This window comes from Microvirgula aerodenitrificans DSM 15089, assembly GCF_000620105.1.
GTDB lineage: Bacteria > Pseudomonadota > Gammaproteobacteria > Burkholderiales > Aquaspirillaceae > Microvirgula > Microvirgula aerodenitrificans.
The window spans coordinates 56676-80119 of sequence record NZ_JHVK01000013.1 but is presented as its reverse complement, the minus strand read 5'-3'; the positions used below and the strand labels follow the sequence as shown (position 1 = coordinate 80119).

General features: G+C 67.3%; 15 protein-coding genes. 9 read left to right on the top strand and 6 right to left on the bottom strand.

The window, feature by feature from the left end; translation table 11 throughout:
- Positions 1-51 precede the first annotated feature (51 nt).
- Both Q352_RS0112075 and Q352_RS0112070 read right to left on the bottom strand, forming a co-directional pair.
- Positions 52-327: a PepSY domain-containing protein gene (locus Q352_RS0112075; protein ID WP_028499570.1), complete on the bottom strand. Its 276-nt coding sequence runs from the start codon at positions 325-327 to the stop codon at positions 52-54.
- Positions 328-479: 152 nt separating this feature from the next.
- Entirely contained in the window at positions 480-1175 is a 696-nt protein-coding gene (locus tag Q352_RS0112070; RefSeq protein ID WP_169735649.1) for a Crp/Fnr family transcriptional regulator, read from the bottom strand.
- A gap of 65 nt (positions 1176-1240) precedes the next feature.
- On the opposite strand from Q352_RS0112070, the gene Q352_RS0112065 reads away from it, so the two are divergent.
- The 5 genes from Q352_RS0112065 to Q352_RS0112045 are packed head-to-tail and all read left to right on the top strand — an operon-like array spanning position 1241 to position 6279.
- Complete coding sequence (locus tag Q352_RS0112065; RefSeq protein WP_051528916.1) at positions 1241-2236, top strand: ABC transporter substrate-binding protein; 996 nt, start codon at positions 1241-1243, stop codon at positions 2234-2236.
- Positions 2233-3015, top strand: coding sequence for an ABC transporter permease (locus Q352_RS0112060; RefSeq protein WP_028499567.1), 783 nt, complete (start codon positions 2233-2235; stop codon positions 3013-3015). Before Q352_RS0112065 ends, Q352_RS0112060 begins: the two co-directional genes overlap by 4 nt.
- Positions 3008-3709, top strand: coding sequence for an ATP-binding cassette domain-containing protein (locus Q352_RS0112055; RefSeq protein ID WP_028499566.1), 702 nt, complete (start codon positions 3008-3010; stop codon positions 3707-3709). Before Q352_RS0112060 ends, Q352_RS0112055 begins: the two co-directional genes overlap by 8 nt.
- Positions 3706-4146, top strand: coding sequence for a CopD family copper resistance protein (locus tag Q352_RS0112050; RefSeq protein WP_028499565.1), 441 nt, complete (start codon positions 3706-3708; stop codon positions 4144-4146). The genes Q352_RS0112055 and Q352_RS0112050 overlap by 4 nt, the downstream gene beginning before the upstream one ends.
- A 30-nt stretch (positions 4147-4176) precedes the next feature.
- Positions 4177-6279 carry a TonB-dependent receptor family protein gene (locus Q352_RS0112045; RefSeq protein WP_028499564.1) on the top strand — a complete coding sequence of 701 codons (2103 nt, stop codon included), beginning with the start codon at positions 4177-4179 and terminating at the stop codon, positions 6277-6279.
- A 6-nt stretch (positions 6280-6285) separates the two neighbouring features.
- On the opposite strand, the gene Q352_RS0112040 is transcribed toward Q352_RS0112045, so the two are convergent.
- Complete coding sequence (locus Q352_RS0112040) at positions 6286-7605, bottom strand: methyl-accepting chemotaxis protein (protein ID WP_028499563.1); 1320 nt, start codon at positions 7603-7605, stop codon at positions 6286-6288.
- Between the two features lie 336 nt (positions 7606-7941).
- On the opposite strand from Q352_RS0112040, the gene Q352_RS0112035 reads away from it, so the two are divergent.
- The 3 genes from Q352_RS0112035 to pbpC all read left to right on the top strand — a co-directional run bounded on the left by Q352_RS0112035 (position 7942) and on the right by pbpC (position 16830).
- Entirely contained in the window at positions 7942-8724 is a 783-nt protein-coding gene (locus Q352_RS0112035; RefSeq protein WP_036386144.1) for an acetoin reductase, read from the top strand.
- Between the two features lie 241 nt (positions 8725-8965).
- Positions 8966-14659 carry an alpha-2-macroglobulin family protein gene (locus tag Q352_RS0112030; protein ID WP_036386142.1) on the top strand — a complete coding sequence of 1898 codons (5694 nt, stop codon included), beginning with the start codon at positions 8966-8968 and terminating at the stop codon, positions 14657-14659.
- The gene (gene pbpC, locus Q352_RS0112025) at positions 14656-16830 is read left to right on the top strand and encodes a penicillin-binding protein 1C (RefSeq protein WP_051528907.1); all 2175 of its coding nucleotides are present in this window, start codon (positions 14656-14658) and stop codon (positions 16828-16830) included. Before Q352_RS0112030 ends, pbpC begins: the two co-directional genes overlap by 4 nt.
- Positions 16831-17147: 317 nt before the next feature.
- On the opposite strand, the gene Q352_RS20875 is transcribed toward pbpC, so the two are convergent.
- A complete protein-coding gene (locus Q352_RS20875; protein WP_051528906.1) occupies positions 17148-19997 on the bottom strand; it encodes a S8 family peptidase in 2850 nt (949 codons plus the stop codon).
- Between the two features lie 412 nt (positions 19998-20409).
- Here Q352_RS20875 and Q352_RS20870 point away from each other — a divergent pair, with 412 nt between their 5' ends.
- Positions 20410-21411: a DMT family transporter gene (locus tag Q352_RS20870; protein WP_084300110.1), complete on the top strand. Its 1002-nt coding sequence runs from the start codon at positions 20410-20412 to the stop codon at positions 21409-21411.
- Between the two features lie 182 nt (positions 21412-21593).
- On the opposite strand, the gene ychF is transcribed toward Q352_RS20870, so the two are convergent.
- Together ychF and Q352_RS0112005 are read right to left on the bottom strand one after the other, a co-directional pair.
- On the bottom strand, positions 21594-22685 hold the full coding sequence (gene ychF / locus Q352_RS0112010) for a redox-regulated ATPase YchF (protein ID WP_028499559.1): 1092 nt from the start codon (positions 22683-22685) through the stop codon (positions 21594-21596).
- A 121-nt stretch (positions 22686-22806) separates the two neighbouring features.
- On the bottom strand, positions 22807-23421 hold the full coding sequence (locus tag Q352_RS0112005; protein ID WP_028499558.1) for a DedA family protein: 615 nt from the start codon (positions 23419-23421) through the stop codon (positions 22807-22809).
- Positions 23422-23444 lie beyond the last annotated feature (23 nt).

Below are 23444 nucleotides of genomic sequence, written 5' to 3'. Positions count from 1 at the left end.
AATAAAAAAGGCCGGTTGATGACCGACCCGGGGAAAAGAGGGGGTGAGGCGCTACTTGAACGTAGTCTGCACGATGCGGGCGGTGGCCGGGTCGACACGCAGTGCGACGCGCTGGCCATTACGGTCCCAGCCCTCGACTTCGACGCACTGGCGCTCCTGTTCGTAGCGCTTGAGCTTGTAGCCCATGCGCTTGACCTCGCTGAGCAACTGTTCATCACTCAGCCACTGGGCGCGAGGGGCATCAGTGCAGGGGGACGGCGTGGGCGGCGCGGCGTGTACGGCGGCGCCGGCCAACAGCAGCGGCATACAGATCAGGATGCGACGCATGACGGCAACTCCAGGTTCGGCATTCAGCGGGCCAGACGGTTGGCCGGTTTCACCATCGGGGCCGGTGTCAACCGTCTGAAAAAGCCCGACCATTACATCCGTCATGACTTAAACGCGTCTTAGCAGGCTGCATTGCCTGACCGGTGGTTCGTTCAGAAGGGGCGCGACGATGCACTTGCAAGCCGCTGCAGCGGCACGATGTCGCACAGCGCCCAGGTGCGTTGCCTTCCGCGAACCAGACCGCGCTGGGTCCATTCGGACAGCAGCCGGCTCAGGGTTTCGGCGCGAACGCCGAGATGGGCGGCCAGCTGGCGCTGGCTCAGCGGCAGCTGGACCGCGGTACTGTCCGCCGTGCGCGGCAGGCCGAGCAGGTAGGCCGCCAGCCGCTGCGATGCCGAGCTGCCGGTCAGCCAGTCCACCTGGTTCACATGCTGGTACAGCTGCTGGCTGACCACTTCGAGCAGGCGCATGGCGATATCAGGATGGGCCGCGCAGACCTGGTGCAGCGCGGCGCGCGACAGCCGGTGGACGGCCAGGTCGGTGCGTGCGCGCGCATTCATCGGATAGCGGGCATGGGCCATGAACATTGCCGCGATGGCGACCAACTGGCCGCGCTCGTACAGGCGGAATACCCGCTCTTCGCCATCCTGGCCATAGCGCAGCATCTCGACGCTGCCGCTGATGACCAGATAGTAATGACCGGCCGGGTCCCCCTCGCGAAACAGCTGTCCGCCCGCCGCCACCCGCCGCACCGACGCGCCGAGGACCAGTGCATCGAGCACGGTGGCCGGCTGGCTGCGAAACAGCGGGTGCCCGGACAGCAGGGGGAGGGACGGGACGTCCGGCATGCGTTTTTCCTGCGTCATGACATATGTCATTGGGGGTGTGGGTCTCATGCAGCGAAAATGACAGCATGAGAATAATTCGTATTATCAAATCAATCAATACGGCCCGGCATGCCGCGGCCGCGCTGTGTCTGCTGCTGGCCGGCACCGCCGGTGCGGCGGAGACGCGCCCGCCGCTGACACTGGCCGGGCCGGCATCGGTGGTCAGCTTCCCGCTGCTGCACATGATCGACAGCGGGGCACTGAAATCCCATGCGGACCGGGTGACGTTCCGGCTGTGGCAGAACCCCGACCAGTTGCGCGTGCTGCTGGCCAATGGCCAGGTCGACTACACCGCTGCGCCGGCCAATCTGCCGGCACTGCTGGCCAATCGCGGCGAGCCGGTCCGGCTGCTGAACATTTCGGTATGGGGCCAGCTGTGGCTGGTCAGCCGCGACCCGCAGGTCAGGCGCTATGCCGACCTGTCCGGCAAGGTGCTGCTGACGTCGTTCTCGCGCGATCTGCCGGCCATTCTGCTCGACGAAGTGCTGCGGGCGGAGCACGTGGCCGGCAAGGTCACGCTGCGGCGCACCCGCGACATGCAGGATGCGGTCGCGCTGATGCTGGCCGGACAGGCCGACCACGCCGTGCTCGGCGAGCCGATGGCGTCGCTGCTGCTATGGCGCAATGCCCGGGCCGGCGGTGCGCCGCTGTACCGCTCGCAAAGTCTGGCTTCGGCGTGGCGCGAGGCCTTTCCGGGCCAGCCGGCGCTGCCGCAGGCCGGGCTGATGGCCAGTTCACGCCGCGCACCGGACCTGGCGCTGTCGCGTGCGGTCGAACACGCGTACGCGGCCTCGGCCCGCTGGTGCTCGGCACAGCCGCGTGCCTGCGCCGAACTGACGCATCGCCATCTGCCGCAACTGCCGGTCGCCGCCATCGAGGCGTCGATCCGCGTCACCCGGCTCGACAGCCGCCCGGCCAGCGAAGTCCGTCCGCAACTGGAAGCGCTGTACCGGCTGATTGCCGACAAGCACCCGCAGGCGATCGGTGGCCGCCTGCCCGACGTCGGGTTCTACGGACCATGAGCGCGCCCCGTCTTGCCGTCTCGCGGCGAACGTCGCGGATCTGGGCGCTGGCCGGTGGGGCGCTGCTGTTGCTGCTGTGGCAACTGGCTGCGATCCGGCTGGGGCCGCTGCTGATGGCGACGCCGCTGCAGACGCTGGCCGCGCTGTGGCGCTTGCTGCACAGCGATGATTTTCATGCCCAGGCCGGCGCCAGCCTGCTGCGCATCGCCGCCGGCGTCGGACTTGGCGCGGGAGCCGGCTTTGCGCTCGGCTTGCTGGCCGGTCTGTCACCACGGCTGCGCGGCCTGCTCGAACCGCTGCGCTGGTTGCTGATGGCGGTGCCGCCGGTGGTCGTGGTGGTGCTGGCCATGCTGTGGTTCGGCCTCGGCTCGGCCATGGTGGTGTTTATCGCCACGCTGATGGTCGCGCCCGGCATGTATGTGAATACGGTCAGGGGCATGCAGATGCTCGACCCGGCACTGGTCGAAATGGCTGCGGTCTACCGGCTGCGGCCGTGGCAGCGGCTCTGGCACCTGTATGTCCCGCATCTGGCTGCGCCGCTGACCGCCGCGCTGCTGATTGCCACCTGCGGTGGCGTGCGGGTGGTGGTGATGGCCGAGGTGCTCGGCGCCGACAGCGGCGCCGGCTTTGCGCTGGCCAATGCCCGCAGCACCTTCGACAGCGGCGAGCTGTATGCATGGGCGCTGCTGCTGTTGCTGCTGGTGGCGGTCCTCGAATTCAGCGTGCAGCAACCGCTGCAGCGCCGGCTGACCCGCTGGCAGGAGGCAAACCATGCTTGAACTGCGCGGGGTATCCATCGATCGCGGCGGTCGCCGCATTGTCGATGGTGTTGATCTGCAACTGCGTCCCGGCGAGCACCTCGGCCTGCTCGGTGTCAGCGGCAGCGGCAAGAGTTCGCTGCTGAAACTGGCGGCCGGGCTGCTGGTGCCATCGCAGGGCGGCTATCGCAATGACTTTGCCCACCCGCTGCTGGTGTTCCAGGAACCGCGGCTGCTGCCCTGGCGGCGCGTGCGCGCCAATGTGGAAATTCCGCTGCGCGCCGCCGGCTGCGGTGCCACCGAGGCGCGCCGGCGGGCCGGCGAGTGGCTGGAGCGGGTCGGGCTGGGCGCACAGGCCGATGCCTGGCCCGGGCAGTTGTCCGGCGGCATGGCGCAACGGGCGGCACTGGCCCGGGCCTTTGCGCTGGAGCCGGACCTGCTGCTGCTCGACGAGCCGTTCAGCGCGCTCGATCCGGGCCTGCGCGCGTCACTCGGCGAGGTCTGCCGTTCCTTGCTGGCGCAGACCCGCGCGGCGCTGATCTGCGTCAGCCACCACCCGGACGAACTGGTCGGGCTGGTCGACCGCTGCGCCTTGCTCGATGCCGGCTCGCTGCGCCGGTTCGATATTGACGACCGCCGTCCCGGCCAGTCCCGCGACCAGGTCGCCGCCGCCCTGCATGCCGCCCTTGTCCACCCCGGAGTGTTGTCCCGATGACTTATCCCGTCCTGCTGATCCTGCACCTGTTTGCCGCGCTGATCTTTATCGGCACGGTGTTTTTCGAAGTCCTGATCCTCGAAGGCGTGCGCAGGCGAATGCCGGCGGCGTCGATGCGCGAGCTGGAACAGGCGATCTCCGCCCGTGCCCGCTCGCTGATGCCGTGGGTGCTGCTGGTGCTGTTCAGCGCCGGCCTCGGCCTTGGCTGGCATCACCGCGCGGCGCTGATGACGCCGCTCGCCGGCGGCTTCGGCACGCTGCTGGCGCTGAAGATCGCCCTGGCGCTGAGCGTGTTCGGCCACTTCCTGCTCGCCATGCGCTGGCGCGGGTGCGGACAGATGAGTTCGGTCCGCTTCCGCCGTCTCCACCTCAGCGTGTTCTGTCACATGGTCGCCATCGTGCTGCTCGCCAAAAGCATGTTCTACGTGCACGGCTGAGCGGCGCCCCCATCCTGAAAGAGAGTTCCGATGTTCCCGAATGCGTTCCAACGCCCGCTGCTGGGCCTGGCGATCGCCGCTGCCCTGCCGGCGGCCGCCCTCGCCGATGACGAAGTCGTGCTGACGCCGGTGGTCGTGTCCGACCGGCAAGGACAGGCCGTGCCGCTGGCGCCGACGGCCGGGCAGGCCCGCGCGAAACTGGCCCGCGTGCCTGGTGGTACCAATCTGGCCGAGCCACAGCAGGAAACCCGGCTGGCGACGCTGCGCGATGCGCTCGACTACCAGCCGGGCATCATCATCCAGGACTTTTTCGGCGGCGCGGACCAGCCCCGGCTGAGCATTCGCGGTTCCGGTATCCAGAGCAATCCGGTCAATCGCGGCGTGCTGCTGCTGCAGGACGGGCTGCCACTGAACGAGGCCGACGGGTCATTCATCATCGGCCTGCTCGAACCGCGCAACAGTGCATTCATTACCGCCCGGCGCGGCGCCAACGCGACGACGCCGGGGGCGACCACGCTCGGCGGCGAGCTGGACTTCCAGTCGATGACCGGCGCGGACGGGCGCGGGCAGTTGCGGCTGGAAGGCGGCAGTTTTGGCCGTCAGGCGCTGCAGGCCGCCGTCGGCGGGCAGGGCGAGCAGCTCGACGGTCGCCTCAGCGTCAGCGCCGACAACTACGACGGCTACCGTCATCACTCGGGATCGACGCGCAGCAGCGTGCAGGCCAATACCGGCTTCCGTCTTGGCGACCGCTTCGAGAACCGCAGCTATCTGTCGTGGACCGACCTGCAGTTCGATATCCCGACCGTGGTGCCCAGGGACCGCATCGACAGCAATCCGCGCGGCGTCATGGGGGACGGCAATACCGCGCAGGACAAGCTGCTGAATGTGTACAGCCGCGACCCGCGCCGTGCCGCGCGCCAGCTGCGGCTGGCCAACCGTTCGCAATGGGGAGACGACGCACTGCGGCAGGGGTTTGGCGTGTACTGGCAGAATACGGACGACCGCTTCAACAACCAGACCAGCACCACCGTGACCGGCAGCGAGACGGTCGGCGCGCAGTGGACGCTGGACGGCAAGTGGCGGCAGCTCGATTACCGGCTGGCGCTGGCGTGGTCGCGCAGCGACATGGACCGCGAGCTGTATGCGACCAGTCCGAAGACCGGCCAGCCGATGCAGCGTTTCGGCAACTATGCGCTGCAGGCGGAAAACCGCGAGGCGCTGGCCGGGCTCGGCTGGCAGTTCGCACCGGACTGGCAACTGGTCGGCGAGGTCAAGTGGAGTCATGTGGTGCGGGATGCGCGCAGCCGCGATGACGGCTCGTCGCTGGACCAGTCCTGGGACTATGCCACGCCGAAAATCGGCCTGAACTGGACGCCGAGGCCGGGCCTGCGCGGCTACGCGAATATCAGCCGCAGCAACGAGGCACCGACCTACTGGGAAATCGTCAGTGGGGAAGTGTCGCCGCAGAATCCGGCCGGTGCCCGCGCGGAACTGGTCAAACTCGGGGTGCAGAAAGCGACCACGTTCGAGATCGGCACCGAGGCTGAGCTGCTGGCCGGCCGGCTGAACGGGTCGCTGACGGCGTATTACAGCGATGTCGATGACGAACTGATCTCGACCACCGACGGCTACGGCATCAGGGTCGGCACCTACAACTATGCCGGCGGTACCCGCCACCAGGGGATCGAGGCCGGGCTGAACGGCTCGCTGCCGGTGACGGCCAGCGGCGCCATCGACTATCGGCTGGCGTGGACCTACAGCGATTTCCGTTTTCGCGGCGGCGAATTCGCCGGCAATCAGATCGCCGGCGTGCCGCGCCATCTGATCAGCGCCGAACTGCTGTACCGGACCGGCGACTGGCGCTTCGGCCCGAATGTGCGCTGGCTGCCGCAGGCGACACCGACCGACCATGCCAATACGTCGTCGATCTATCAGGACCCGTATGCACTGCTCGGCTTCAAGGTCGACTATCGCCGCAACAAACAGCTCAGCCTGTTCCTGCAACTGGACAATATTACCGACGAGCGCTACGCCAGCAGCTACGCAATCCGCAACAAGGCAACCGCCGCCCAGCCGGGCTTCCTGCCCGGCAACGGCTTCAGCGTGTCGGCCGGGCTCGGTTACCGCTTCTGATGCCGATCAGGCCTTCAGTGTCGCGTACTGACCGATGGCGTCGACGACCGAGCGGGCGCCTTCGCTGATCCGGTTCATGGTGGCGCCGGTGGCCTCGGTCAGCGACACGCTCTGGCCGACCTGCGCCTGGACCTGTTCCATATGGCTGACGGCGGTCCGGGTCCGTTGCTGGATCTCGGACACCATGGCACCGATCTCGGCGGTCGACGAAGCGGTGCGCTCGGCCAGCTTGCGCACCTCGTCGGCGACCACGGCGAAGCCGCGGCCGGTTTCGCCGGCACGCGCGGCTTCGATGGCCGCGTTCAGTGCCAGCAGATTGGTCTGGTCGGCGATGTCCCTGATGGTCTGCACGATTGATGTGATCTGGCCGGAACGGGCGCCGAGCGCCTGCACGTTCTCGCCGGCCTGACCAATGCTGTCTGCCATCTTCTGGATCTCGTCGACATTCAGGCGGATCGAGTCGACGGCGGAATTGGACATCGACAGCGTGTCCTGCGACACGCGGTAGGCGAAGCGCGCACTCTCGCTTTCCTGCTGTTGCTGGAGCACGTTGGCCGTCACGTCGCTGGCGAACTTGATCACCGAGATGACCGTGCGGCCATCGCTGCCGAATACCGGGTTGTAGCTGGCTTCCAGCCAGCGCGGCGTGCCGTCGCGGGCAATGCGCTTGATCTGCCCGCTGAACAGCTTGCCGCTGGCCAGGTTGTGCCAGAACGCCTGGTATTCGGCGCTGGCCGTGAATTCGTCTTCGCAGAACAGCCGGTGGTGCTTGCCCCGGATGTCGTCCAGCCGGTAGCCCATCACGTTCAGGAAGTTGTCGTTAGCATCGCGGATCAGGCCGTCCGGCGCGAATTCGATCACCGCCATCGCGCGATCGATGGCATTCAGCTTGGCCTGCATGACCGCCTCGGCATCGACGCTGGCGGTGATGTCGGTGGCGAATTTCATGTAGCGGACCACCCTGCCGGTCGGGTCCAGGATCGGGTTGTAACTGGCTTCCAGCCAGACGATGCGGCCGTCGGCGGCCTTGCGCCGTACCCGGCCGCTGAAGGATTCGCCACGCTTGAGCCGCTCCCAGAACTGCCGGTAGGCCGGGCTGGCGGCGTCTTCCGGCAGGCAGAAGGTCGCATGTTTCCTGCCCACGACTTCTTCGCTGTCCCGATAACCGAGCGTGCGCAGGAAATTGGCGTTGGCGCTCAGCACCGTGGTGTCGGGATCGAAGGTGATGATGGCCGAGGCGCGGTCCAGCGCCTGCATGATCGCAGCCTGCTCATCGACCTGCTGCTGTAGCGCTGCGCAGGCCTGCTTCAGTTTGTTGTTGAACATTGCAGTCGTCTTTTCATACGGGCTTGATGGCGTATATGTTTTTCCCTCCGGTCCGGGCGGGCAACGGCAGGGCAAACGTGTAGTCTGGCGTGCTTATGACACAAATATTGTGTTCAGGTACAAATACTTGACAGAGATTCTCGCCTGGCATGCCCCGCCGTTGCAGGGAAAGCCTGGCCGGGGGCAGACCGGCTTGCCGCCGTCATTTTACTCCGCGGGTCCGCAAGTCGAGCTGCCGGGAGCCGTTCTGATGTCGCAGGGCAAACCCTCGTGCCGGAAAACGGAGCAGAATCGGATACGGATCCACCGTATTACCCACATCCGGAAGGAAACATCATGCGCACTATTGATGGAAAAGTGGCCCTGGTTACCGGGGCTGGTCAGGGAATCGGCCGTGCCATTGCCTTGCGGCTGGCGAAGGATGGCGCGGATATCGCCATCGTCGACCTGCACCAGGACAAGATGGCCGCCGTGGCGGCCGAAGTGGCGGCGCTCGGACGTAAGGCCACGACTTTCGTGGCCGATGTCGGTGACCGCGATCAGGTGTATGCGGCGGTGGAGCATGCCGAGAAGACGCTCGGCGGCTTCGACATCATGGTCAACAACGCCGGCATCGCCCAGGTCAGGGCGCTGCTGGATGTCACGCCGGCGGAAACCGAGCGCATTTTCAGGATCAATGTCGACGGTGTGCTGTGGGGCATCCAGGCGGCGGCGAAGAAGTTCAGGGCGCGCGGGCACAAGGGCAAGATCATCAATGCCTCGTCGATCGCCGGCCATGAGGGCTATGCGCTGCTCGGCGTCTATTCCGCGACCAAGTTCGCCATTCGTGCGCTGACCCAGGCGGCGGCCAAGGAACTTGCCTCGTCCGGCATCACCGTCAATGCCTACTGCCCGGGCGTGGTCGGCACCGACATGTGGGTCGAGATCGACAAGGGCATGGTCGAAGCCACCGGTGCCGAACCGGGCGCGACCTATCGCAAGTTCGTCGAAGGCATCGCGCTCGGCCGTGCCGAGACGCCGGACGACGTGGCCGCCTTCGTGTCCTATCTGGCCGGTCCGGACGCCGATTACATGACCGGTCAGGCGCCGATGATCGACGGCGGGCTGGTGTACCGCTAAGGCGGCCACCGGTACCGTTTCCCGGCAACCCTGCTACGCCCGCCCGTTCGTCGTCGCGGAGTGTGTGGACAGTCTGAGCCCCGCTTGCGCGGGGCTTTTTCATGTATTTGCCGGGCGGTATCAGCAAACAGGCTAAACAGGTAAGGTAACGGCAGTTGTCGATTCCGTCCGCATGCGCTGCCCTTTCGGGGCTGTCGACCGCTGTTTTGCCCCTTTTCTTCGTCCTTGCCTGCCGATCGTCATGAAACTGAAAACCACCCATACCCTCGCCCTGCTCGCCATCGCCCTGGCTTCGCCGTGGTCGATGGCCGCGAGCGTGTTGTCCTTCTCCCCGCAGAACGAGGTGCGCGAGATCCAGCAGGTGCGGGCGACGTTTTCCGCACCGATGATCCGCATGGGCAATGTGTCCGCGCCGGCGCCGTTCGACATCGACTGCGCGCAGAAGGGCAACGGCCACTGGATCGACGATCGTTCGTGGGTCATGGACTTCCCGCACGGGGTGCCGGCGGCGACCACGTGCCGCTTCAGTGTCAGGCCGGCGCTGACCACGCTGGCCGGTGAGGCAATCAGCGGCCAGCGCCAGTTCCGCTTTTCCACCGGCCCGCTGGCGGTGGTGGAAAGCGCACCGTACAACGGCGGCACCGTCGACGAGGACCAGACCTTTGCCCTGCGCTTCAATGGCCGGGTCGCGGCTCCAGTGCCGATGTTCTGCCAGGTCGAGGGATCGCCGGAACGGCTGCCGGCCCGGCGTGTCGCCGCTGCTGACCGCAATGCGCTGATCAAGCACCTGGGCTGGCAGCAGCAGGCGGCCAATGTCGACGCGGTCAGCTGCGGCCAGCGCCTGCCGGCCGGCAAGCGGGTCAAGCTGGTGCTGACGCGTCCGGGCAGCGCCGAGCGGCAGACGCTGGAGTACCCGGTGCGCGAGGCCTTCAATGCCTCGTTCACCTGCAAGCGCGAAAGCGCAAAGGCAGCATGCATTCCGCTGCGTCCGGTCACGCTGCATTTCTCGGCGCCGGTCACGCGCAAGCTGGCCGAGCAGATCCGGCTGCGGACGCCGAACGGCGAGCGCAAGCCGGATTTCGGTCGCGACACCGAAAGCACGGTCTACGAGGTCAGCTTCAAGCCGCCGTTCCCGCCCAATGCCGCGTTTACCCTGACGCTGCCGGATGGCTTCAGGGATGACAGCGGTCGCACGCTGGACAACCGGGCCTCGTTCCCGCTCGCGTTCTCCACCGCCTCGGCACCGCCGCTGGCCAAGTTCGCCGCCGCACCGTTCGGCATTGTCGAACTGAATGCCGACCCGGCCATCGCGGTCACGCTGCGCGACGTGGAGGCCGGCCTCGATGTCCGCCAGATCCAGGTTGGTGCCAACAACCTGACCGTGACCGACGACCGCTCGATGATGGACTGGCTGGCCCGGGTCGAACGCTGGCACGAGACGACGACCCTGGTGCGCGGCAAGCCGGTGGAGACCCGCCGCCTGAGCCTGCTGCAGGGGCAGCACGGCGTGCAGGCGATGCAGGTGCCGATGGTGCAGGACAAGAGCGGCAAGTGGCCGTTCTCGGTGGTTGGCATTCCGGCGCGCGAACCGGGCCTGCACGTGGTCGAACTGAAATCGCGCCTGCTCGGCAAGTCGCTGCTGGCCGAGGACGCGCCGATGTATGTGCGCACCGCGATGCTGGTGACCAATCTTGGCGTGCACCTGAAGCGCGGGCGGGACAATGCGGCGGTGTGGGTGACCACGCTCGACCGCGCCCGGCCGGTGGCCGACGCGCGGGTGTCGGTCTACGACTGCCGCCGCGAGCTGTTGTGGCAGGGCAAGACCGATGCGCAGGGCGTCGCCCGCATCGACCAGCCGCTGGATGAAGCCGGGCGCTGCCCGGACGGCGGGCTGTACGGGCTGTTTGTCACTGCGCGCAAGAAGGATGCGCAGGGCCGCGAGGACGTGTCCTTCGTGCGTTCCGGCTGGAACCAGGGGATCGAGCCGTGGCGCTTCCCGGTGCCGACCGACACCACGCCGCAGCCGACCGTGCGCGCCAGCACCGTATTCGACCGGCCGCTGTTCCGTGCCGGCGAAACGGTGTCGATGAAGCATTTCCTGCGCGTCGAGACCGCTCGCGGTCTGGCATTGCCGAAGGCCGGGCAGTTGCCGGACCAGATGACCGTGACCCATGAGGGCAGCGGCGAGGAGTACCGTTTCCCGCTGAGCTGGCGCGGCGGGCGCCATGCCGAATCGAGCTTTGCCCTGCCGAAGGCGGCCAGGCTTGGCATGTACTCGGTGACGCTGACGCGCAAGCCGACCCGCCAGTCGGGCGACACCCGTCCTGCCAGTATCGATCTGGACGGCATCACCCTGTACACCGGCCGCTTCCGGGTCGAGGAGTTCCGCCTGCCGGTCATGCGGGGTCAGCTGGGCACCGATCCGAAGACCACCATTGCGCCGGGCCGGATACCGGTGCGGGTGTCGATGGCCTACGGCACCGGGGGGCCGGCCAAAGGCCTGCCGGTGGAAGTCAGCGCCATGCTGCGCGCACGCTACGACCAGGCCGACGGCTATGACAATTTCAGTTTCGCCGCACCGGAAAGTGCGCGCGGCGAACCGCAGAAGTCGCTGGACGGCAAGGTGGTGCTGGACAAGTCCGCGTTCACCCTCGACGGCAACGGCAATGGCCAGACCGCCGTGCGCGAGCTGCCGAAGCTCGACCGGCCATACGACATGGTGATGGAGGCGACCTACAGCGACCCGAACGGTGAAGTGCAGACGCTGTCGCGCACGGTCACGCTGTGGCCGGCCGGCGTGCGCGTCGGGCTGGCGGTCGACGACTGGGTCGCAGCCGGCAAGCGGGTCAGCCTGAAGGCAGTGGTGCTGGATACCCGCGGGCAGCCGGTGGCCAATCGCACGGTCAGCGTCAGGGCGCGCCAGCATGAATACCTGTCGACCCGCAAACGGCTGGTTGGCGGTTTCTATGCGTATGACCATCAGGAAACCAGCAAGGATCTGGGCCAGGTCTGCGATGGCAAGACCGACCGCCGTGGATTGATGTTCTGCGAGATCGAACTGGCCCGGGAAGGCAGCATCGAGCTGATCGCCGAGGCCGATGACGGCAACAGCCACAGCGCCCGTGCCGCGCAGCGCATCTGGGTCAGCAACCGCGACGAGATGTGGTTCGACGTCGACAACAATGACCGCATCGACGTGCTGCCGGAACAGAAGCGCTACCAGCCGGGCGATACCGCCCGCTTCCAGGTGCGGATGCCGTTCCGCAAGGCGACGGCGCTGCTGGCCATCGAGCGCGAGGGCGTGATCGAGACCCGGGTGATCGAACTCAGCGGCAAGGACCCGTCTTTCGAGCTGAAGATCGGGCCGGACTGGGCGCCGAACGTCTATGTGTCGGTGCTGGCCGTGCGTGGCCGCGTGCGTGAGGTGCCGTGGTATTCGTTCTTTACCTGGGGTTGGAAGACGCCGCGCGACTGGTGGGATGCCTTCCGCAACGAGGGCGGCGAATACCAGGCGCCGACCGCCATGGTCGACCTGTCGCGACCGGCCTTCAAATACGGGCTGGCGGAAATCACCGTCGGCAGCGCCGGCCACCAGCTGGCGGTGACGGTGACGCCGGACAAGCCGGTGTATTCGATCCGCAAGACGGCGACGGTCAGGGTCCAGGTCAAGCTGCCGAACGGCCAGCCGGTCCCGGCCGGCACGGAAGTGGCGTTCGCGGCGGTGGACGAGGCCTTGCTGGAACTGCAGCCGAACACCAGCTGGAATCTGCTGGACGCCATGCTGCAGCGACGCAGTTATGGCGTGGAGACCTCGACCGCGCAATTGCAGGTGGTCGGCAAGCGCCACTTCGGTCGCAAGGCGCTCGAGCCGGGCGGCGGCGGCGGCTTTGCGCCGACGCGCGAGCTGCTGGATACCCTGCTGACCTGGCAGCCGCGGGTGGTGCTGGACCGGACCGGCAGCGCCACCGTCAGCGTACCGCTGAACGATGCGCTGACCCGTTTCCGGCTGGTGGCGATCGCCGACGCCGGCTCGGCGTACTTCGGCACCGGATCGGCCACCATTACCGTGACCCAGGACCTGCAGATCACCGCCGGCATTCCGCCGCTGGCGCGATCCGGCGACCGGGTCGAGGCCGGCATCACCGTGCGCAACGGCTCCGGCCGGGCGATGAAAACGGTAGTGGAGGCACAGGCGCCCGGCCTGCCGGCACTGGCTGCGCAGACGGTGCAGATCCCGGCCGGCGAGGCACGCGAGGTCAAATGGAATGTGGTGGTGCCGGCCGGCATCACCACCCTGCCGTGGACGCTGACGGCGAAGGAGCAGGGGGGTGAACACGCGCAGGACCGGCTGGCCTTCAGCCAGCAGGTCGAAGCGGCCACGCCGGTCACGGTGCAGCAGGCCACGCTGCGCCAGCTGGATGGTGAACTGGCGATCCCGGTCGGCCTGCCGCCGGGGGCCGAGCCGGGCCGCGGTGGCGTCTCGGTGCAGTTGCAGGCGCGGCTGGCCGACGAACTGCCGTCGGTGCGCGACTGGTTCCGGCGCTATCCGTTCACCTGCCTCGAACAGCGTTCGTCGATCGCCATCGGCCTGGACGACAAGGCGCGCTGGGACGCGATCATGGCCGAGCTGCCGACCTATCTGGACGGCGACGGGCTGGCGCAGTACTTCCCGTCCCAGGAAGGCAGCCGCGCCAGTGGCAGCGACACGCTGACCGCCTATCTGCTGTCGGTATCGAACGAAGCCGGCTGGACGATTCCCGATGCGGCGCGCGAGCGCATGCTGACCGGGCTGACCCGGTTTGTCGAAGGGCAACTGCGGCGTGATCTGTGGATGCCGCGCGATTCCGGCGATGCACGCCGGCTGGCGGCGCTGGAAGCGCTGTCACGCTACGACCGTGCCCGGGCGCGTCAGCTCGATACCGTGACTATCCAGCCGAACAGCTGGTCGACAGCGATGCTGATCGACTGGCTGTCGCTGCTGCAGCGCCTGCCCGATGTGGCCGACCGCGACGGCAAGCTGCATCAGGCCGAACAGATCCTGCGCAGCCGGCTGACCTATCAGGGCACGCGGCTGGTGTTCTCCACCGAGCGCGATGACTACTGGTGGTGGCTGATGGGCAACGCCGACGTCAATGCGGCGCGGCTGCTGCTGGTCGCCAGCAAGGTGCCGGGCTGGAAGGACGATGCGCCACGGCTGCTGACCGGATTGCTGGCGCGGCAGCAGAAGGGCGCCTGGTGGACCACCAATGCCAATGCCTGGGGCACGCTGGCGGTGAAGCGGTTCGGCAGCCAGTTCGAAACCCGGCCGGTGACCGGCCAGGTGCAGCTGGCGCTGGGCGCCGGCAAGCGGACCGTGCCCTGGACCACGCCGCAGCCGGCAGCGGTGATGCTGCCGTGGCCGGGACGCGGTCAGGCCTCGCTGACGCTGGCCCAGCAGGGCAGCGGTGCGCCATGGGCGACGGTGCAGGTGCTGGCGGCCGTGCCGCTGGGGGCGCCGCAGGCGGCTGGCTACCGTGTCAAAAAAACCATCACGCCGGTGCAGCAGAGCGTGTCCGGCCAGTATTCGCGCGGCGATGTGCTGCGGGTGAAACTGGACATCAGCGCCCAGGCCGGCATGACCTGGGTGGTGGTCGACGACCCGGTGCCGGCCGGCGCCAGCATTCTCGGCAACGGCATGGGCCGCGATTCGCAGATCGCCACCCAGGGCGAACAGCAGAGCGGTGACGCGTGGCCGGCCTATGTCGAGCGACGCTTTGCCGGCTATCGCGCCTACTACCAGTACGTGCCGCGCGGCGGCTTCAGCGTCGAGTACAGCATGCGGCTGAACAATGCCGGCGTGTTCCGGCTGCCGCCGACCCGGGTGGAGGCGCTGTATGCGCCGGACGTGTTCGGTGCGGCGCCGAATCCGCCGTTCACGGTAAAGGCGAAGCCGTGAGGCTGGCCGGAACCGGGCGCGGGCTGGCGCTGCTGGCCGCGCTGATCATCGCGCCGGCTGTGCAGGCAATGCCGGACTTTCAGCAGGTCAAGGCCGGCTGGCGTTCGTCCGACGTGGCCCTGATGGATCGTAACGGCCAGCCGCTGCAGCGCATGCGGGTCGATGCGCGGGTGCGCCGGCTGGACTGGGTCACGCTGACCGACATCTCGCCGGCCATGCGCCAGGCGCTGGTGATGTCGGAGGACCGTCGCTTCTATCAGCACAGCGGGGTGGACTGGTCGGCGGTGGCCGCCGCCAGCTGGGGCTATCTGTGGAACCAGCGCACGCGTGGCGCCTCGACACTGACCATGCAGCTGGTCGGCCTGCTGGACGACGATCTGCGGCGCGGCGCGCAGCGGCGCTCGCTGGTGCAGAAAGTCGGGCAGGGGGTCAGTTCACAGTGGCTGGAGCGCCGCTGGAGCAAGGCGCAGATTCTCGAGGCATACCTGAATCTGGTCAGTTTCCGGGGCGAGGTCGTCGGTCTGGATGCGCTGGCGGCGTCGATGTTCGACAAGTCGCCGTCAGGGCTGAATGCCCACGAATCCGCGATCGCCGTGGCGCTGATCCGCGCCCCGAATGCCAGTCCGGACCGGGTCGCGCAGCGCGCCTGCGGCATTCTGCGCGACATGGGCCGCGTCGGCACAAAGGCGCAGGACTGCGCCCGGATCGATGCCGAAACCCGCTTTGCGCTGGCGCGGCACGGCAATGACTATCTGCGCGGCGAGCAACTGGCGCCGCATTTCGCCCGCAAATTGCTGGCGCGGTCGCCGCAGGCGGCCGGCAGCACCGTTCGCACCACGCTGGACGGCGATCTGCAGCGTTTCGCCACCCGTGTCCTGCGCCGGCAGCTGGCCGATCTGCGCCAGCGCAATGTCGAGGATGGGGCGCTGCTGGTGCTGGACAATGCCAGCGGCGACATTCTGGCCTGGGTCGGTTCCAGTGGCGATCTGTCGCGGGCCGGCGCAGTCGATGGCGTGACCGCCCTGCGCCAGGCCGGCTCGACGCTGAAGCCGTTCCTGTACCAGATCGCGCTGGAAGGGCGCTGGCTGACGGCGGCGTCGCTGCTGAACGACAGCCCGCTCGACCTGCGGACAAGCAGCGGCCTGTATGCGCCGCAGAACTACGACAAGGATTTCAAGGGCCCGGTTTCGGTCCGGACCGCGCTGGCCTCGTCGCTGAATACGCCGGCGGTCCGCACCATCGAGATGATTACGCCGAACCGGCTGCGCCAGCGCCTGTACGACCTCGGCCTGAGCAGCCTGTCCGAGTCCGGCGATTACTACGGTTACAGCCTGGCGCTGGGCTCCGCCGATGTCCGGCTGCTGGAGCTGGTCAATGCCTATCGCACGCTGGCGACCGGGGGACTTGGCAGTCCGCTGCGCTGGCAGGTCAGGGACCCCCGGCCGGCGCCGGCCCGGCAGCTGGATGCGCGCAGCAGCTTCATCATCAGCGACATTCTGTCCGACCGCACCGCGCGGGCGCGCACCTTCGGCCTGGAAAGTGCGCTGGCCACCCGCTTCTGGAGCGCGGTGAAGACCGGTACCAGCAAGGACATGCGCGACAACTGGGCGGTGGGCTACTCGCGCCGCTACACGGTCGGGGTGTGGGTCGGCAATGCCAGCGGCGCGCCGATGTGGGACGTGTCCGGCATGCATGGCGCGGCGCCGGTCTGGCTGGCACTGATGAACCGGCTGCACGATGGCGTGCCGTCACGCCCGCCGGCACCGCCGGCCGGGGTGGAGCGGCGCCAGGTGCGCTTCGAGCGGAATGTCGAAGTCGCCCATCGCGAATACTTCCTGCCCGGCACCGCGCGCGACATGATCTATGCGGCCGATGATGACCGCCGCAGCCGCACGCGCGGCATCGGCAATCCGGTCGATGGCGCGATCTATGCGCTGGACCCGGACATCCCGCCGCAGAACCAGCGCGTGGTGTTTCGCGCCAGCGGCATTGCCCGGCCGCAGTGGTGGCTGGATGGCAGGCTGCTCGGCAGCGGGGCGACGCTGGCCTGGTTCCCGATGCCCGGGCGCCACGTGCTGCAGCTGCGCGACCGTCAGCAGGTGATTGAGCAGGTACGGTTCGAAGTGCGCGGGGCGTTTCTGAAAGCGGGGACGGTCAGGAAGGGGACGTGATGCCGGCATCGCCAGGGCGATCGCACTGGGTGTGCTTCTCGACCACGGCAGACCCGCAAGCCTGTTGACCAACAGGTTTCAGACTGCTCATGAAGGTGGGCACAGACGGTTGCAGTGGCGTCGGTGCACGCCCGACTGACAGAAACTGTCGTGAACACGGCAGCCTGCCTGATTGAACCCTGCCTCTTCCGTCCCCGCCGCCGCGGGGAAACCTCGCTTCGCTCGTCCATTCTTCGTGGACGGGGTTTGTGGACAGTCTGAAGTCTGTTGACCAACAGGCTCGGGTTGTTCGCTGTCCGGCATTCTGTCCTGCCGACTCAGAATGCCCGGAACAGCTGCAGGCTGGCTGCACCACCGCTGTCCCCGCTGCCGGTCAGGCCGGCCAGACGCACCCGGGCGGTCCAGTCGGCATAGCGGGCGTCGAGCTTCAGACTGGCGGCGACGCGGTCCCGGCCGTGCCGCGCCGAGGTCTGCCCGACCGTGAAGCCGTCGATCCGGGCCTGGCTGTGCTGGCTGCTGCGACCGAGTGTGCGCTGGTAAGCGATGCTCAGGCCGGGGAGCAGGGTCCAGCGTCCTCGCTGCCAGCGTCGTTCCAGATCGATGCCGGCCAGCGCGGTCTGCGTGGACAGCGTGCTGCGTTCGACGGAAAGGGGCAGTTCGCCGCCATGTTCCCGGAACGCGCGCAGATGACCCCGGCTGCCCTGCAGACCGGCATGAGGCGTGATCATGCTGTCCGGCGCGACCTGCCAGCGATAGCCGCCGGTCAGGCCGGCACCGTACAGCCAGCCGCCGGTGTCGCCTCGTGTCTGCCCCAGCGGCGCCAGATTGCGCGTGATCGTACTGCTGGCGCGGCTGATGGCCAGTTGCCCGCCGATATACGGCCCGTGATCAAGTGAACGAAGCCCGTAGCGTGCCGCCACGCCCAGCTGGAGCAGGTCGGTCCGGGCGTGGGCGGAGGCGGCGCTGACCGTGTCCTTGCCTGGCGAGAAACCGCCGCTGAACGCCAGCCGTTCGCTGACCGGCAGGCCGAGCCCCAGCCGCAGCGTGCTGCTGTGCTCCTTGCTGGCGGCGATGCCGGGCCGGGCGCTGCTGTGCGCTCGCTCGCTGACCGCATCCAGCCACCAGCGCTTGCCGCCCGGGACTTGTCCCGGGCGGCCCAGCTGCGTCTGCAAGGCGGACTGCAGTCGCAGCGGTTGCAGCAGCAGTGCCGCACCGAGGTCGGCATGGATCTGGCCGCCGATGGTTTGCGGCAGGCTGCCGGCGTGCCCGGCCAGCGCCTGATGCAACCAGCGGTTGTAGCGGCTGTCGCCCAGCGCCTGTGGATGGTCGCGCAACTGATTGAGCAGGGTGGCGCCACGGGCGGCATTGGCCGTCAGTGCCTGCTGACCGGGAAGCGCTTGCGGATGGACGGCGAGGCGGATGCCGTCGGGGGCGAACAGCAGGTCATGGCGCTGGCCGGCGGCCTTCAGCGCCGGGTCCTGCTGCAGGCGGTCGAAGCGGCCGTGATAGCGTGCGCCGGCCGTGGTTCTGAGCAGTGATCTACTGCCTGCCGTCAGACCGGACGGTATCAGTGTGCCGCCGAGCATGGCCTGGGCCCGGGAACCGGACAGCACGAGCGGTGCGGCGGCAAGTCGCGTGCGGCTGTGCCGTCCCAGGATCAGCGAGTGGTGAAAGGTCAGTGCACGCGATGCCTGCTGCGACGCCAGGCTGCCGTCGATCCGGGTCGGCGCCCGGATATCGCCGCTGCCGCTCAGGGTGCCTGCCGGTGCCACGTCCAGTGCCGGGCCCTCCAGCGAGCCGTCGACACGCAGCTCCCCGCCCTCGACCCGGCTTGACTGGCTGAAGACATGGGCCTGTTCCAGCGTCAGCAGCCCGTCATGCACGGTGACGCCGGCAAAGCGGTTCCGCATGCCTGCCAGCGACAGTGTGCCATTGCCGGCCTTGCCCAGCCGGCCGCCGGCGACGATATCGTTGCGCCAGACATCGCCCTCCGGGTCGCTGGCACGGTCGAGATGGTAGACCGGATCGCCAAGCAGCTGTTCCGGCCCCTGCAAGGCTCTGGCCACGTTCAGCCGGCCCCAGCCCTGGGCCTCGCTGACCCGCTCTGCGCCCTCGGGCGTTGCCGTACTGAGCATGACGCCGCGTACCTGGGCCATGGTCATGTACGGGAAGCGTTCCCTGATCAGCCCGGCTGCACCGCTGACCAGCGGCGCCGCGATCGAGGTACCCTGGACGCGCACCAGGTTGTAGGCCGGGCCGGCCCCGGCCGGGGCATGGCTGGCGCTGGCCGCATAGATGTCGCCCGGCGCACTCAGGCACCAGGCCTTGCTGACGCCGCACTGGTTCGAGTATGCCGCCAGCCGGCCTTCCGCATCCAGCGCAACCACGGACAGGAAATGGGGTTCGAGTTCAGGCAGGTAGCGCGGCAGGGTCGCCATCAGGCCCGGCTGGGCACGGTGCTCATTGCCGGCCGCGAATACCAGCAGGACATCCTGCCGGGTGGCGGCACGCAGGCTGTCGATCAGCGGCGCGTTTCCCGTGTCGAGTTGCCTTGCGCGTCGATAGGCGGTATCGACATCCGCCGGGCGATCACCGGCCGCTTCGTCATTCCAGCTGTTGTTGATCACGCGCAGCGCGGACACATTCCGGTACAGGGTGCGCAGGCCATGGCCGAGCAGTTGCTGGTCGAGAGGCTGGAACAGGGTGTTGTCATTGTCGGCCTCCGCGCTTTTGCTCCCGTGTGTCGTGGCGAAGATCACGTCGGAGGGGGTCATCGATGACAGGTACAGGTCAGCTTCGGGCGCGATGCCGCCGAGATAGCCAAGATCGGGATAGGCCTGCCCGGCAATGGCGGCGCTGACGGACGCACCGTGCGTGGCATAGCCGCGCTCGTCCCGCTGCAGTACGCGGGCGTCGAAAATCAGCGTGTTGCCGTCGATATTCAGGGTGCTGTCGAGCGGATGAAAATTGGGCCCGGACAATAACGGGTGCCGGACCAGAAAGCCCTTGTCCAGCACGCCGATGGCGACGCCCTTTCCCCTGAAACCGGCGCGCCGGGCGGCATCGGCGCCTGTAGCCGCGATTTCCCAGCTGACCGGCAGCGGTTCGGCCACTTGTGCGGGGGCGGCAGGGGCATAAAATGGTGCGGCAAGGGAAAGCGCCGTCATATTGCCAACCCGTTTCAAGCGGGCACCGGGCATGCATTTTCTCGCAGACATTTATAATCTCTATTAAATAAAAATTTGACCGCGGAAATAATTAGTGGCTTTGATTTGTCAATGACGTAATGGATAAAGAAAGCAGGGTCGAAGGGGCGTCAGGCAGGGTCTCTTCCAGCATGAGCGGGAATGAAAATATCGGTTGGCAATGCCTGATCACCCACTGAGCTGCCGGTAAAACTAGCGTTTTCCCGCTGCGATCGTCAAATCCGGTCTGAATACAACAGCCTTCGCCGGTGGCTGACAGGATTTAGCCAGACTAAATAGCCAGCCAGAACAAATCGTTTGAAGAATCGGCCTTTCCCCCTGAAAATCCGGGAAGCAGTTCCCCCGGTGCAGCATGCAAAGGTCACGGTCAATCATGAATCCCGCCAGTCTCGCCCGCCTGTTCCTGCTTGCCGCACTCTGGGGCGGCAGCTTTCTGTTCATGCGCATTTCGGCCCCGGTGCTGGGGGCCGTGCCCACGGCATTCGGCCGCGTGCTGCTGGGCGCTTTCGGCCTGCTCGCACTGGTGCTGCTGCTGCGGGTGCGGCTGTCGTTCCACGGCAAACTCGGCGCGGCGCTGGCGCTGGGAGTGATCAACTCCGGCATCCCGTTCCTGATGTACGCGCTGGCGGCCCGGGTGCTGCCAGCCGGCTACAGCGCCATTCTGAATGCGATGACCCCGTTGATGGGCGTGCTGGTCGGCATGGCCTGTTTTGGCGAGCGGATGACCGGCGCCAGGGCCGCCGGCGTACTGGTCGGGCTGGCCGGGGTCGCCGTCCTGACCCGTACCGGGCCGCTCGATGTCAGCGGGGCCGTGTTGTGGGGCGTGGCGGCCTGTCTGCTGGCGACGTTCTGCTATGGGCTGGCCGGTTTTCTGACCCGGCGCTGGATTACCGCACGCGGCGGCCTCGACAGCCGGATCGTCGCCCTGGGCAGCCAGATCGGCGCAGTATTGATGCTGCTGCCGTTTGCCGTCCTGGATGTCTCGACCCGTTCGATTCCCTGGGGCGAGGTGGAGGCCCCGGTGTGGATGTCGATGCTGGCGCTTGGCCTGCTGTGCACGTCGGCGGCCTACATCCTGTTCTTCAGACTGATTGCGGATGTGGGACCGCTGAAGGCGCTGACGGTGACTTTCCTGATCCCGCTGTTCGGCGTGTTCTGGGGCTGGCTGATCCTGGGCGAAGCCGCCACGCTGGCCCACGCGCTGGGTGGGGGCATGATTGCCGCCGCCCTGTGGCTGGTGCTGCGACCGATACCGGACGCGCGGCTGGCCACCGCTGCGCCGCCCCCCGCCGCGTCGGCGCATTCGCCGGCATTGCCGGCGGCAGGTCCCGCCGGAGGCGATGGCGCGGCCGGCGAGGATGACTGGTCTGTCTGACCGGGACCGCCCGGGTCGCTCCGGTGCGGAAGGCCTCCATGGCGTCATCTCCGGCCCCACACCCGGCTCACGCCGGGATTTCAACGACCGCCCTGGGCAGAAATAAACAAAAACCCCCGCAAAGCTCAATCATTGCGGGGGTTTTGTCGTCCACCGGCATCCGGTGGCGTCCATGCTCAGGCTCAGACGTTGAACAGGAAGTTCATCACGTCGCCATCCTGCACCACGTATTCCTTGCCTTCCGAGCGCATCTTGCCGGCTTCCTTGGCCTTGGCTTCGCCGCCGCAGGCGATGAAGTCGGCGTAGGAGATGGTCTGCGCGCGGATGAAGCCGCGTTCGAAGTCGGTGTGGATGACGCCGGCCGCCTGCGGCGCGGTGTCGCCGACGTGGATGGTCCAGGCGCGGACTTCCTTCACCCCGGCGGTGAAATAGGTCTGCAGGCCGAGCAACTGGTAGCCGGCGCGGATCAGCCGGTTCAGGCCCGGTTCGGCCAGGCCGAGGCTGTCGAGGAATTCCTGCTTGTCGGCATCGTCGAGGTCGGCGATTTCCGATTCGATCGAGGCACAGACCGCCACGACCGGTGCGCCTTCCTTGCTGGCAAAGGCCTTCAGGCGGTCGAGGTAGTCGTTGTTCTCGAAGCCGTCTTCGGCCACGTTGGCGACGTACATTGCCGGCTTGATGGTCAGCAGGCAGAACGGGCGGACCAGTTCGACGTCTTCCGGGTCCAGGCCGAGGCTGCGGGCCGGCAGGCCGGCGTCGAGATGGGCGCGGACCTTTTCCAGCACGGCGATCAGGCGGATCGCGTCCTTGTCGCCGCTCTTGGCCTTCTTGCCGTCACGGGTGATGGCCTTTTCGACCGTCGACAGGTCGGCCAGCGCCAGTTCGGTGCCGATGGTTTCAATGTCGGAGATCGGGTCGATCTTGCCGGCGACGTGGACGATATTGTCGTCGTCGAAGCAGCGCACCACGTTGACGATGGCATCGGTCTCGCGGATGTTGGCCAGGAACTGGTTGCCGAGGCCTTCACCCTTGCTGGCGCCGGCCACCAGACCGGCGATGTCGACGAATTCGACGATGGCCGGCTGAACCCGCTGCGGCTTGACGATCTTCGACAGTTCGTCGAGGCGCGGATCGGGCACTTCGACGATGCCGACGTTCGGTTCGATGGTGCAGAACGGGTAGTTCGCCGCTTCGATGCCGGCCTTGGTCAGCGCGTTGAACAGCGTGGACTTGCCGACGTTGGGCAGGCCGACAATGCCGCATTTGAGGCTCATGGTGTGTCCTTCGTCACGAGGGGCGGGCAAGCGGGCGACGCGCACGGGCGCATCGGCTTGCCGGCCGGAGTTCGACAAAGGCGCGATTGTAACACCCCCGGCGGGGCGTACCGCTTGCGCGTCAGCAGTCGGCCTTGCGTTTGCGCTTGCGCCACCAGACGGCGAACAGCGCCACCGCAATGACCGCCATCAGCGCATACAGGCCGTGCTGGCCGCGCGACACCATCTGCATCAGCCATTCACGGTTGTTGGCGCCGAAGTGGCCGAGGTAGACCCAGATCGGCACGCTGATCAGCGCGGCAAGGCCGTCAAGCAGCAGGAAGCGCCAGAACGGGATGCGCCGCGACATGCCGGCAGTCAGGAAAATCGGGGTGCGCAGGCCGGGCAGGAAACGGGCGACGAACAGCACCCAGTTGCCGTAACGGGCAAATTTCTGCTGTACCATCCTGAACCGTTGTGGTGTGAGGATGCGACGGACGAACTTGAAACGGCGCACGCGCGGACCGTACAGGCGACCGATCATGAACATGGTCGAGTCGCCCGCCAGTACGCCGGCCATGCCGACCAGGAACATCGTGTGTTCGTTGGTGTAACCGAGGCCGGAGATGATGCCGCCGGCAACCAGCGTGACGTCCTCGGGAATCGGTACGCCAAAACCGCACGCCAGCAGCACCAGGAACACGGCTGCATAGCCGTACCCGGTAAAAAAGTCGATCAGCGTTTGCAGTATGTCCATGCTTGGCGTTGGTTGAAATATTA